Annotated in this window: 12 protein-coding genes; 6 read left to right on the forward strand and 6 right to left on the reverse strand. The window is 51.4% G+C overall.

The annotated features are described in order from the left end of the window. The first annotated feature begins 104 nt into the window (after positions 1–104). From FDX24_RS22085 to tssD, 3 genes are read left to right on the forward strand one after another with little or no spacing between them, the layout of a single operon-like run. Positions 105–467 (forward strand): tlde1 domain-containing protein, encoded by a 363-nt coding sequence (locus FDX24_RS22085; RefSeq protein ID WP_061067169.1) that lies wholly within the window; start codon positions 105–107, stop codon positions 465–467. Further along, complete coding sequence (locus FDX24_RS22090) at positions 467–973, forward strand: hypothetical protein (RefSeq protein WP_137364939.1); 507 nt, start codon at positions 467–469, stop codon at positions 971–973. The genes FDX24_RS22085 and FDX24_RS22090 overlap by 1 nt, the downstream gene beginning before the upstream one ends. After that, positions 974–1465 carry a type VI secretion system tube protein TssD gene (tssD, locus tag FDX24_RS22095; protein WP_137364940.1) on the forward strand — a complete coding sequence of 164 codons (492 nt, stop codon included), beginning with the start codon at positions 974–976 and terminating at the stop codon, positions 1463–1465. 81 nt (positions 1466–1546) lie between these two features. Here the strand turns inward: tssD and symE are convergent, their stop codons facing one another. The 4 genes from symE to hsdR form a co-directional block, all read right to left on the reverse strand. Then, positions 1547–1891: an endoribonuclease SymE gene (symE, locus tag FDX24_RS22100; protein WP_137364941.1), complete on the reverse strand. Its 345-nt coding sequence runs from the start codon at positions 1889–1891 to the stop codon at positions 1547–1549. 225 nt (positions 1892–2116) lie between these two features. Continuing rightward, a complete protein-coding gene (locus FDX24_RS22105) occupies positions 2117–3637 on the reverse strand; it encodes a restriction endonuclease subunit S (protein ID WP_137364942.1) in 1521 nt (506 codons plus the stop codon). Further along, positions 3634–5223, reverse strand: a complete 1590-nt coding sequence (gene hsdM / locus FDX24_RS22110; protein WP_137364943.1) for a type I restriction-modification system methyltransferase — start codon at positions 5221–5223, stop codon at positions 3634–3636. Before hsdM ends, FDX24_RS22105 begins: the two co-directional genes overlap by 4 nt. Positions 5224–5294: 71 nt before the next feature. Then, complete coding sequence (gene hsdR / locus FDX24_RS22115) at positions 5295–8804, reverse strand: type I restriction-modification system endonuclease (RefSeq protein ID WP_137364944.1); 3510 nt, start codon at positions 8802–8804, stop codon at positions 5295–5297. Between the two features lie 198 nt (positions 8805–9002). Between hsdR and FDX24_RS22120 the strand changes: the two genes are divergently transcribed. The 3 genes from FDX24_RS22120 to FDX24_RS22130 all read left to right on the forward strand — a co-directional run bounded on the left by FDX24_RS22120 (position 9003) and on the right by FDX24_RS22130 (position 10762). After that, positions 9003–9917 carry a restriction endonuclease gene (locus tag FDX24_RS22120; RefSeq protein WP_137364945.1) on the forward strand — a complete coding sequence of 305 codons (915 nt, stop codon included), beginning with the start codon at positions 9003–9005 and terminating at the stop codon, positions 9915–9917. Between the two features lie 268 nt (positions 9918–10185). Continuing rightward, the gene (locus FDX24_RS22125; protein ID WP_137364946.1) at positions 10186–10473 is read left to right on the forward strand and encodes a BrnT family toxin; all 288 of its coding nucleotides are present in this window, start codon (positions 10186–10188) and stop codon (positions 10471–10473) included. Continuing rightward, positions 10460–10762 (forward strand): BrnA antitoxin family protein, encoded by a 303-nt coding sequence (locus FDX24_RS22130; protein ID WP_121585443.1) that lies wholly within the window; start codon positions 10460–10462, stop codon positions 10760–10762. Before FDX24_RS22125 ends, FDX24_RS22130 begins: the two co-directional genes overlap by 14 nt. Positions 10763–10825: 63 nt before the next feature. On the opposite strand, the gene yjiA is transcribed toward FDX24_RS22130, so the two are convergent. Together yjiA and FDX24_RS22140 are read right to left on the reverse strand one after the other, a co-directional pair. Continuing rightward, entirely contained in the window at positions 10826–11782 is a 957-nt protein-coding gene (gene yjiA, locus FDX24_RS22135) for a GTPase (RefSeq protein ID WP_101743000.1), read from the reverse strand. Positions 11783–11794: 12 nt separating this feature from the next. Next, on the reverse strand, positions 11795–11989 hold the full coding sequence (locus tag FDX24_RS22140; RefSeq protein ID WP_003830038.1) for a YbdD/YjiX family protein: 195 nt from the start codon (positions 11987–11989) through the stop codon (positions 11795–11797). Positions 11990–12112: the final 123 nt, after the last annotated feature.

Here is a 12112-nt window from a genome sequence, read left to right on the forward strand (position 1 = left end):
TATAAGTATTCTGAATTTTAATAATTGTGACCTTATGAACAAGTTTAATTTTACGATTAAATATGATAAGTGTGATTATTATATTTTAAAGGGGGTAAAATCATATGACATGGGAATATAAAGTATCGACAGGTATACTGAGCCATAACGGTGAGTTAATTGCTTATTGCTACAGTGGTGCCGGTGAATCAAAGGATAAACCAAACTGTGAACACATACGTAACAAGGGCCCCATTCCTCGAGGTATTTATTTTATTGCGGGATGGAATAATCACAAAAGCCCCTCCGCTATCATCCTTGAACCTATTGCAGGGACCAATACTTTTGGCAGAGATCATTTCGAAATTCATGGCGATAAAAAAGGGCTGCCACCTGGAACGGCATCTGCAGGGTGTATCATTATGAATGGACAAGATAAGCGCCAAACCATTTACGATTCGGGTGATACAATTTTGGTGGTAAGATAATGAAATTTATTATTATCTTCTTTCTGTTTATGCTTTCGGGTGCCTCCTGCGCTGCAGAGCATACTGCACCTCAGCTTCTGCAGATGATAAATGAAAAAGGAGCAAATGCTGTTGTACACACACTTTATAATGACAATGAATCAGAATGGTGGAACCATATTATTCCTGAAATTAGCAAAGGTAATAATGACTGGTTAACGGTGGCCAGTGCTCTGGAATCAGGAGTAGATGCTAGCACTGCGGAAGATTTGCAGGGGGCCGTATCTGAAGCCATTCCACATAACCCCGCCGGTGTTTTGGCTATTCTGAACGATAAGAGACCATTGCTGACTATTGAGCAGATATGTGCATTTGCCTCTTTCCCTGAGTCAGAAGAAGAAATGAATAAGCTATTTGTTAATTCCATCAGGGAAATGTATAAGATCAAAACGGCAGAAGGGAAACGGTGTATTGCGGTTATGATCAATACTGTCGAAAATTCTGTTCCATTTAATAAGGATTCATAAATGGCTATCCCTGGATATATGTCACTAATCGATGATGCTGGTAATGTTATCAAAGGTAGTGTGATGGTAAAAGACCGTGAAAATCAGATCGAGGTTTTAGGTTTGTATCATAATGTGAGTTACAACTCTGACTTGCATAATGGAAGGGTGTTGAGTAAACGTCAACATCGTCCATTTTTAATTGAAAAGGAAATTGATGCTTCTAGTGTGCTTTTGTATAAAGCATTAAGTACCGGAGAAACATTAAGGAAAGCGGCTATTGATCTCTATCGAATAAATGATGCTGGTCAGGAAGAGGTCTATTTCACGATAATCCTGGAAGATGTGAAAGTCGTTACGATTTTTTCACTGATGCACGATGTTAAAGATCCTTATTACGAAAAACAGACCCATCTTGAACTTGCTCAGTTCCGCTACAAGAAGATTACCTGGCACTATCATGATGGGAATATAGTCCACTCTGATGATTGGGATTATCGCTTAGGGTTTTGAGTAAATGGCTCTGGATAAAATGATGTCACGCAATCAATACACGGCGCTTATACTCCTGAGCGCCGTCTGGCATCTTAGAAGTTATCCCTGCTTGCGCGACTTCGCCGAAATTACGTCGATAAACTCCTGCACCTGCCGTTGCTTACGCGCGGACAGCTTGCACACCCGACGCAGCGACTGCAGTAACGCGGGCTCTTCCGGCTCCGGCAGTTTTGCCGTCAGCACGATGCAGCCTGGCATCACTCTGACATCGAATGGGGTTCCGGTGGTAAAACCGGCGACAGCCAGCCACTGGCCTTTCATAATAATTGCCGGAACATGCGTGTAATCCGGATAACGACTCGCATAGCTGACGGTACCGAGACGATTATTTGTTGGGGAGACTTCTGGATCGCACGGATCTGCAATAGAATGGGTATCAGTCATGACTGCTATTCTCCTGGAATAGTGATTGTGATGAGCGATGCGGTTGTGTTGGCGCACGACCGCATCGCGCTAAATACCTGTGTATATCATCAGTAAATAAAAGAAAAGTCCAGCTAAAAACAGAACGTAATAAGCGCGATTCGGAATAAATAAGATATATTTTTGCGGATTATAAATACGCGTGAATAGATAAAAGCGCACTCTTTCGGTGCGCTTTTATAAGGATTATGCTTTTTTACGTGAGGCTTTTTTACCGCCGCTGGTGGCGCGTTCAGCCTTAATTTTTTCCAGCAGGGCGGCAGCGCTGTTTTCACCGCTGATAAGACTTGGGTTTTCAGCACGCCACTGGGCGGTAAGCTCGCCGCGGAAGGCCTTCGCCAGGATCGACTGGGTGAGGCTGTTGACGCGGGTCAGGGCGCTGTTGACCTGCTTTTCGATGGTGTCGGCGTAGGCGAAGAGTTGTTCGACACGGCGGACGATTTCGTGTTGCTCAGGGAGTGGTGGTAAAGGATACATTAATGATTCGACATCAGCTACCCGAAGGTGTTTCACTCCAGTACCAATTGCCTGAGCCATCATTCTCGCCTGAAAACTAATTGATAGAATATTCAGCAAAACATATTTGTTATTGAGATAGCTCTGTATTGGGCGAAGTAGCATCATTCTTTGTCCCATACATAGAAGTGTATTCTCGGGTACAATTCCTGCCTCTCCCATAGGGGCTTCTCGTGTGAAAATTATATCACCACTTTTTGGAGGGCATCGTTTTGACCAGAAATTATAGGTATCTTCATTGACATATTTAGTGTTTTTTAATGAAATAATGCCGTTACGAATATCAGGTGTCCTGATAAGATAAATACCTTCCTCTGTATATGGTGCTGTTTTGTTATGGCAATCAACCACTTTTTCCATCGACTGTAAGAAAGTAGTCCATTTCCATCCAGCCGGAAGAATAATATCAGGAATATTAAAATGATGGGCATCGATCTTTGCAAGATATCGCTTGGATTCTGTAGCTAGAGAGTCTGTGCCACTAGTAAGGTTTTTTTTTCTTGTTTTACTTATGTTTACGAGAAGTTCTTCAGCTGATTCTTCACTAATTCTCGCATCTCTCCAGTTTTTCGTTAATTTGCCACTGACAGCATCTTCAAGCACCACCTGACGAAAACGTTTCAGGATTGGTGGGATTTGCTCAAGACGTGCTTTGGTGCTGTCCACCTGCGCCAGTAACGTATCGAGTTTTTCGGCGATGATTTTTTGTTCAGCGAGCGGAGCCATAACGAAGGGAAGCGTTTTAGCTGCGCTACCCGAGATTTCTTTAAATGTTGTACCCGTTCCCATTGCTTCCGCAAGATGCCTGATATTACGGAGATAGTAATAAGCATAATCGGGATAAATATCATTTGTAAAAACGAAGCTTTTGAATCCCTGATTAGTTGAGATCTCATTTGATGCAACCGCAACGTAGCCTATGGGGGCCCTGCTGCTAAACAGTATCGCTCCTGCTGGCATCAACTTTGCTGAACAGGATGAATAACCATCTGTAGATAAGTCTCTAGCTCCGTGAGAAATAAACTTCTTTTTATATCCGCTCAGATCAGCCGGTGTCAGCCAAGCAATACCTTCACCTGAAAGCGCGAAATTTCCTGCGATCCCTGATTTTGGTGTACCACCTGAGATTATGTCTGCGATATCACCAATTTCTGTTTCACTCCACCCCTCCGGCAATTTCTCCCCACTCATGCCTTCACCTCACCAAACGCTTCTTCCAGCAACTGACGCTGCGCATCCGCTTCCTCGCCCGCGCCCAGCTCGCGCATCAGCGCATCCAGCTCACCCAGCGCCTGCACCAGCTCACCCATCGCTTCTGCCGCCAGCACGTCCGGCTCTGGCAGGCTGTCGGCGTCGATGCTGTCCTTGTCCTTCAGCCAGGAGATATCCAGCGAATCGGATTTTGCCGTGCGGATCCATTCGCGGCTGAACTTGCGCCAGCGGCTGGTGGCCTGATGCTGGTCGGTGTTTTTGTTCTCTTCGCTGTCGGCGACTTCACTCTCTTCGGCGTTAAAGCTCCACTCGCCTTCTTCACGCGGGCTTAAGCCGTGCGGATCTTCACCGTAGACGGTTTCAAACGGCTGCAGGTGCTGCCCGGTAAACGGCGTGCGCTTGCCGAAGCTCGGCATATTGGTCCGCAGGTCATACACCCACACGTCGTCGGTGCAGTTTTTATCCTGATGCGGATTGGCGACCGTGCCTTTGGTAAAGAACAGCACGTTGGTTTTCACGCCCTGGGCGTAAAAGATGCCGGTCGGCAGGCGCAGGATGGTATGCAGATGGCATTTGTCCATCAGGTCGCGACGAATATCGGTACCCTTGCCGCCTTCAAACAGCACGTTATCCGGCACCACCACCGCCGCGCGGCCGCCGGGGTGCAGGGTGTCAATAATATGCTGCATAAAGCACAGCTGTTTGTTGCTGGTCGGGTGCACGAAGGTACGGGTGATGTTGGTGCCTGCGGCGCTGCCAAACGGTGGGTTAGTGGCGACAATATGCGCCTTCGGCAGGTTTTCGCCGTCGCTGCCCAGCGTGTTGCCCAGACGGATAGCGCCGCCGTGGTCGAGGTTGCCTTCAATATCGTGCAGAAGACAGTTCATCAGCGCCAGACGACGGGTTCCGGGCACCAGCTCGAGGCCGATAAACGCGCGGTGGATCTGGAAATCCTGCGTGTCGCCATCAAGGTCATCCAGATCGTGAGTCTGCGACTTCACGTAGCGATCCGCTTCAATCAGGAAGCCCGCCGTACCCGCTGCCGGATCCTGCACCACTTCGCGCGGCTGCGGCTTCAGCAGATGGATAATGGTTTTGATCAGCGGACGCGGAGTAAAGTACTGGCCCGCGCCGGATTTGGTTTCGTTAGCGTTCTTCTGCAACAGCCCTTCGTACATATCGCCGAAGTCGTCGCGGGACTTCCCGTGGTCGCCGTTGTACCAGTCCAGCGCGTCCATATAGCTGACCAGCTCAGTCAGCTGTTTGGGTTGCTCAATGGTGGTACTGACATTATGGAACACCGCCTGCACCAGCTTTTTCTCATCAGCACCTAACTGGACCAGCAGGTTACGGTAGAACTGCATCTGATCCTGGCCAATGCGCGACTTCAGGTCATCCCAGCGGTAGCCTTCCGGCAGGTAGTCCGCTTCCTGGCCGGTCTCTTTGCACATTTTCAAAAACAGCAGCGAGGCGAGTTCATTGACGTAGTTTTGATAGGAGACGCCGCCGTCGCGCAGGTTGTCGCACAGTTTCCATAACTTGGCGACCAGATCGTTATTGTTCATTGAAGATCCCATGTAAAACAGCGGCCCTTATCGGGGCCGCAGAAGAAGAAATTGCCGGGGATGATAACGCGTCAGGCGAGCTCATCCCAGATGTAATCGCTGAACTTATCCAGCACCTTGTCGAGGTTGTCGTCAAAGGTACGCTGTAACATCGACTTACCGCCGCGGCGATGGAAATTACCGGTTTTGAACACGTCGTCGTCGAGCACCACTTTCTCTTTCAGCGCCTGCGCTAAACGCTCGAGCCAGCTTAGCTGCTCGCTGTTCCAGTCGTTCTCGCCTTTAATTTTTTCCAGCGCATGGTCGACGCGCTGGTCGAACGGTTTCAGCGCATCGCCCACCGCCGCACGGCGGATATGGCCAATCAGTCGGGCGGCGATGTCTTCGTTGCGTGTCTCTTTCCACGCCTTACGCAGAGACGACTCTTCAAAATGCTGGCGATCAAACCACTCCTGCAATTCCACCAGCCCTTTACGGGTAAGGTCGCGCGGGCGATTGATCACCGCCTGCAGCGCAGGCTGGGCGTTAGGGGCGTGCTGCACCAGCGCATCGAAGGCTTCGAGGAAATCCTGCGGCGTGTCGTAATCGCCGTACAGCGATTTGACGCTCACCACTTCATCATCAATATCGAGGAAGATAGGCGCATCGCGCAGGGCGTTGATATCGGTTTTCAGCCTTTCGAGGCGGGCGATAAAGCCGGGAAGCTTATTGAAAATCTCGGCGCTCCAGTGCGGCCCTTTTTCCCGCAGGCGCGAAGCCAGGCCGCCAAAGCTGACGCCCGCCGCATCCAGACACAGCTCATCCAGACGGCGGACCTGCTTATCCACCGCTTCGCTGCGGTCGCGGTTAAAGGTGGCGAGGCCAATAATGCGCTGCAGCTTGGCGACCAGCTGTTCATGGCTGTGTTCGGCAAAGCTGCGGCCATCCGCTTCAATGGTTTTGTAAGTTTCTGAATCGGTAATTTCGTTGACCAGCGTTTGCAGCTCCACCTGCGGACGCACAACCACCGGGCGCATGGTGTCGACGCTTTCCAGCGAGCTGTAGATATCGACGCAGTCGAAAATCTTGAAGCTGGTTTTCCCCACCGACGGGCACAGACGCGTGGCGCGGCCCTTCATCTGCTCGTAGAGAATGCGGCTTTTCACTTTGCGCAGGAACACGATATTACAGATAGACGGGATATCGACGCCGGTGGTCAGCAGGTCGACGGTGACCACGATATTGGGCAGCCGCTCTTTGTTGAAGCGGACGATCATGCTTTGCACTTTCTTCGCGTCTTTATCGGCATCGCCAGTGATCTTGACGATCGCGTCGTGCTCAAGCCGCGGGTACTTTTTCTTGAACGCGGTACGCAGCTCGTCCACCACCATATCGGCATGGGCGTTAGTGACGCAGAACACCAGCGTTTTTTGCTGCCCGGTGGGATCCAGGTATTTGGTGAGCTCGCCGCATACCGCGCGGTTAAACGCTGGGATCACCAGGCCACGGTTAAAATCGGCGACTTCAAAATCCTGATCGTCAGCCAGCGTGTCGTTGATCAGCTCGCCCTGCGGGTTCAGGCGTTCCACCTGTTCACCCTCGGAAAGATAGACGCCATCCTGCGCGTTGCGGGTGACGATCTGAATTGGCGGATCCTGGTCGATCAGGAAGCCGTCGATCACCGCTGTCCGGTAGGTGTAGCGGTAAACCGGCTCGCCGAAAATATCCACCGTGTGCAACGCTGGCGTGGCGGTCAGGGCAATTTTTACCGCATCGAAATGGTCGAGAATGCGACGGTAGGCGGAAACGTAATCCAGCTGGCTGCGGAACTGCAGCTCGCCTTCGGTCTGCTCTTTATCGAGAATGTAGCCGCGGTGCGCTTCATCGACGACGATACAGTCGTAGCGACCGACCGGCATCGGTTCATCAGATTGCAGCGTGCGTTTGACCAGTGACTGCACCGTAGCGACGTGAATTTTGGTGCTGTCTTCCGGGAATTTATCGGTCAGGCCTTTGATATCGAAAATGCTGTTAAAGGTGTCGCCGTTAATGCGCGTGTCTTCAAACGATCCCAGCGCCTGCTCGCCGAGCGAACGACGGTCGACCAGGAACAGCACGCGTTTGAAACGCTGGGACTGGATCAGGCGGAACATTAAAGCAATGGCGGTACGGGTTTTACCGGTACCGGTCGCCATCGCCAGCAGGATCGCTTGCTGGCCGTTAACGATAGCGTTTTCCACCGCGCGGACGGCATCTTCCTGGTAATAGCGCAGGCCGAGTTCACTCATCCCGGGGTTTTCAGCAAACCACTGGTTTTTTTGCTGCGGGTCGCTGCCCAGCATCTCCAGCAGCTCTTCCGGGCGATGCCACTCCGGCAGCGCTTTCGACATGTTGGTGGTGTGGCGGACGTCGCGATACCAGATACCGCTTTTGGTCTTCATCGCCGCGCGGTATTCACGCCCGTTGGTGGAGTAGCAGAAGGGGATTTTAAAGCGCTGTTTACCGCTGGTATCCTGCCAGCTTACCTCATATTCCGGTACCGCTTCATGCACCTCATCGGGCGAGTAATGTTCCAGCAGCGTATCGCGCAGGAAGTCGTTATCGAAGTATTTACTGTAGCGATACGACTCGGTGAGCTTGCTGAAAACATCGGTGTTTTTGCGCTTGGCTTCAATCACGGCGATGGGTTTGAGGCCAACGAACAGAACGTAGTCGGCAAAGCCGGGATTACCCGTTTCATCTTTGCCGGTTGGCCATTCCGCAATCGCCTTGTTGACGCCCGCTTCCGGGCGCGCGCCTTTGGCGAAGCGCAGCGTTTTGCTGTCGGCCTGCCAGCCCGCTTTACGCAACTGGGCGTCAATCAGGAAGCGACTCTCTTCTTCGCTGAGATTCAGCGTGCGCTTGATAGCCTGGTCGGTGATCTCTTTGTGATAGGCCTTGCGTTCTTGTTCGGTCTGCTTCGCCAGCTCGGCATCTTTTTCCGCAAGCTGGGCCTCCAGTGCGGCCAGACGTGCTTTGGTCTGGGCTTCGGTTTCCTGCTGTTTGCCCTCAAGGATGGCAATGTAGCCGTTGAGAGAGATGAGCCTTTGTTGCTGAGCCTCCAGCTCGGCCTGGCTTTGTACCTTTTCCTGCGCCTGCTGTTCCAGCTGTTGCTTCAGCGTGAGGACTTCTACGTGATAAAGCGTTTCGCCATGCTCCGGCAGAACAAACACGGGCACCGGGAACTCATAGTCTTTGGTCACCAGCCGGTAGTACCAGACGCCGAGGCGAAACCCTAGCCGCAGGCACATCTGGGCATCATCCAGATCGTTATGATATTCGTGGACGGCCAGGTTACCGATACGGCGTAGCTTATGGAAAACGGCAAGAATGCTGTCATCAATAAATGCAATTTTGCCTAGCTCACGCAGCAGGTCATGCTGGTTTTCACAGGCGGGTATATCCAGCAACTGGCCGAGATGTTTCGCGGTGGCTTCGCCAAACATGCGCATTTTGACGAGGGTGGTATTAGGGTCGTCGGGGTAGTTGTTTTCCGCCGCGCAGGCAATGGCATAAATGAAGTCGTTAACGCCTTTCAGAAAAACGAAGTTGGATTTTTCCATTGTTATCTATCCAGATCCTGAGCGGGGATGAATCTATTACCCCAAATCGAAATGGGAGCTATCAGGCTTCATGGTAGCCTTCATGTTCCGTTCAATCAATGAACGATAAGAGAGTAACCGATTCTTTCTTAATGTGTTATTGAGGAATATAGTTCCTGAGAGGGTTATCTGATTTGTATCAATAGCAGGGATGGATTTATGGCTGTTCCAACATACGACAAATTTATTGAACCAGTGTTGCGTTTCCTGGCAACCCGACCCGAGGGCGCTTTGGTCAGAGAGGTGCGTGAAGCCGCAGCCGACATGCTTGGGTTAGATGAGCAGCAGCGTGCTGAGACGATTACCAGTGGGCAACTGACGTACCAAAACCGTACCGGCTGGGCGCACGATCGCCTCAAACGTGCCGGGTTATCGCAGAGTCTATCCCGGGGAAAATGGTGTTTAACACCCGCGGGAATGAGCTGGGTTGCCTCGCACCCGCAGTCGATGACCGAGCAGGAAGTGAGTCATTTTGCTTTTGATTTTAACGGCGTGAAGCTCAGTAAGCAGGCGGATGCGGTGGCGTTAGATCCACAGCCAGAATCAATTGAGGAGGGTGAGCTTGCCCGAAGTAGCCCGGACGATCGCCTGGAGCAAGCGCTCAATGAGATTCGTGAATCTGTTGCCGAAGAACTGCTGGAGAATCTGTTGCAGGTTTCGCCCGCGCGTTTTGAAGTAATTGTGTTAGATGTGCTGCACCGCCTGGGATATGGCGGTCATCGCGGTGATTTGCAGCGCGTAGGGGGAACCGGCGATGGCGGCATTGACGGTATTATCTCTCTCGATAAGCTCGGGCTGGAAAAAGTCTACGTTCAGGCCAAGCGCTGGAAAGGTACCGTTGGTAGTGCTGAAGTCAGGGGCTTTTATGGTGCATTGCCTGAGCAAAAAGTGAAACGTGGCGTCTTTATCACCACTTCAGGCTTTACGGCGCATGCCAGAGACTATGCTAACAAAGTCGAAGGTCTGGTGCTGGTGGATGGCGACAGGCTGGTACATCTGATGATTGATAATGATATTGGTGTATCCTCACGTTTACTCAAGTTGCCCAAACTCGATATGGATTACTTTGAGTAGGGGTAATGCTGGAACTTGATTGCGAGTAATTGTGATGAATCACGTTGTGGGCACCCTTATTTCTTCTCGCCCAGAAATTAAGCGGCTTTTATGGCTAAGTATGAGCACTAAACCCATGCCGGATGGCGGCTTCGCTTTATCCGGCACACTCTCCCGCTCACTTTTCCCTTCTGTCGAATGTGCAAAATGTGAAGCTATTTCCAACAATTTCACTATAATGAAAAGATAATTGTAGATACATTTTTGTATATACAATTAAGGAAAGCACATGCCAATGGAGTTTGAATGGGATGCAAACAAGGCACAAAGTAACCTGAGGAAACACGGTGTCCGGTTTGAAGATGCAGTGCTGGTATTTGACGATCCCCAACATCTGTCGCGGCAGGATCGATATGAGAATGGCGAGTATCGCTGGCAGACCATCGGTCTTGTTCATGGCATTGTGGTTATTCTGGTTGCCCACAGCGTTCAGTTCGAAAGTGGTCATGAAGTGATTCGCATCATCAGCGCCAGAAAGGCAGACCGTAAAGAGAGGAGTCGTTATGAACATGGTTAAGCATAAACGCGGCAGCGTATCCACGCTGAGTCCTCAGCATGAGGCTGAACTGAAAGCGCTGGCGAATAAATCGGATGATGAAATTGATTACAGTGACATTCCTGCGACAGAAGATGAGCAGTGGTCAGAGGCTAATCGCGGTAAGTTTTTCCGGCCGTTGAAAACGCAGGCATCCGTGCGCATTGATGCTGACGTGATGGAATGGTTGAAACGCCCTGGAAAGGGTTACCAGACGCGGCTCAACGCCATTTTGCGCGAAGCGATGCTGCGCGAGCAAAATAAGAAATAGTCAGAATATACTGGGGCAGTGAGTGCCGGATGGCGGCTGCGCCTTATCCGGCTTACAAAAAATCTACTTCTTCAACCCCGCAAATGCCGCTCTGATCTCGTCTTCCGGCAGGTTAATACCGATAAACACCAGTTGGCTGTACGGTTGTTCGTCGCCCCACGGGCGGTCCCAGTCGGCGCTGTACAGGCGCTGGACGCCCTGGAACAGCAGGCGGTTTGGTTCGCCTTCAATCCACAGCATACCTTTGTAGCGCAGCAGTTTCTCGGCGGATTCCAGCAGCAGGTTTTCCATCACCCGGGATACGTCGCTGATGTTCACCGGGTAATCCAGTTCGACGACGATCGAGGAGATATCGTTCTGCTTGTCGGCGATAAAGTGGAAGCGCGGTTTGGCGCTGACCACGTTCTCTTCCAGCATAAAACCGTTGGTGTCGAACAGCAGCGAGAGATCTATATCGCCATGCGTGACGGTATACACCGGGGCGCGGGCGTTGATGCGCGCCAGGCGCTCTCGCAGTTTTTCGCTTTCGCCTGCCACGTCGGTTTTGGTCAGCAGAATTCGGTCGGCATAGCCCACCTGCGACTGAGCGATGGTGAACTGGTTCATCTGTTCGTCGGCATGCACTGCGTCAACCAGCGCAATTACACCGTCCAGCAGGTAGCGTTCGCAAATGACTTCGTGGGAGAAAAAGGTCTGAATAATCGGGCCAGGATCGGCCATGCCAGTGCACTCAATCACCAGACGGTCGAAATTGATCGCGCCTTTGTCGAGGTTGTCGAGCAGATCGAGCAGCGCGTCTTCCAGTTCGCTCGAACGGGTACAGCAAATACAGCCGTTGGTCAGGGTTTTGATCTGCGTGGCACGGTCGCCAATCAGCTGATCGTCCACTGAGACTTCGCCGAATTCGTTTTCGATAACGGCAATTTTGTAACCGTGCTGCTCGTTGAGAATATGGCGCAGCAGGGTGGTTTTACCCGCGCCAAGAAAGCCGGTGAGTAGGGTAACTGCAATCGGGGTCATTCATTTCTCCTTCTAACAGCAACTGCTTCCGCCGCTACCGTAGCGGGCTTCCTGGCGCTCGCGGAAGAATTCTTCGTAGGTCATGTACGGCTTATCGGGATGGTTGGTCTTCATGTGCTCGACGTAGTTGTCGTAGTCCGGAATGCCAATCAGCATCTTTGCCGCCTGACCGAGATACTTTTTTGCCTGACCTAAAGTACCAAACATAAAACGCCCCGGATATATGTTGAGCTCGTAGATGCAGGCTATTTCACTTGCCATTTTGACCGCGGGCAGTGCTCGCAATCCTCACGTACAGCGTGTACGCTCCGGTTGCTGCGCGCTGTCCGC

This window comes from Citrobacter sp. wls716 (genome assembly GCF_005280975.1).
GTDB classification, from domain to species: Bacteria; Pseudomonadota; Gammaproteobacteria; order Enterobacterales; family Enterobacteriaceae; genus Citrobacter; species Citrobacter youngae.

Excerpts from the sequence above, each read along its gene's own strand:
- FDX24_RS22140 (WP_003830038.1), bottom strand. The coding sequence starts at position 11,989 with ATGTTTGGTACTTTAGGTCAGGCAAAAAAGTATCTCGGTCAGGCGGCA.
- FDX24_RS22120 (WP_137364945.1), top strand. The coding sequence starts at position 9,003 with ATGGCTGTTCCAACATACGACAAATTTATTGAACCAGTGTTGCGTTTC.
- FDX24_RS22130 (WP_121585443.1), top strand. The coding sequence starts at position 10,460 with ATGAACATGGTTAAGCATAAACGCGGCAGCGTATCCACGCTGAGTCCT.
- symE (WP_137364941.1), bottom strand. The coding sequence starts at position 1,891 with ATGACTGATACCCATTCTATTGCAGATCCGTGCGATCCAGAAGTCTCC.
- hsdM (WP_137364943.1), bottom strand. The coding sequence starts at position 5,223 with ATGAACAATAACGATCTGGTCGCCAAGTTATGGAAACTGTGCGACAAC.
- hsdR (WP_137364944.1), bottom strand. The coding sequence starts at position 8,804 with ATGGAAAAATCCAACTTCGTTTTTCTGAAAGGCGTTAACGACTTCATT.
- yjiA (WP_101743000.1), bottom strand. The coding sequence starts at position 11,782 with ATGACCCCGATTGCAGTTACCCTACTCACCGGCTTTCTTGGCGCGGGT.
- FDX24_RS22105 (WP_137364942.1), bottom strand. The coding sequence starts at position 3,637 with ATGAGTGGGGAGAAATTGCCGGAGGGGTGGAGTGAAACAGAAATTGGT.
- tssD (WP_137364940.1), top strand. The coding sequence starts at position 974 with ATGGCTATCCCTGGATATATGTCACTAATCGATGATGCTGGTAATGTT.
- FDX24_RS22090 (WP_137364939.1), top strand. The coding sequence starts at position 467 with ATGAAATTTATTATTATCTTCTTTCTGTTTATGCTTTCGGGTGCCTCC.
- FDX24_RS22085 (WP_061067169.1), top strand. The coding sequence starts at position 105 with ATGACATGGGAATATAAAGTATCGACAGGTATACTGAGCCATAACGGT.
- FDX24_RS22125 (WP_137364946.1), top strand. The coding sequence starts at position 10,186 with ATGCCAATGGAGTTTGAATGGGATGCAAACAAGGCACAAAGTAACCTG.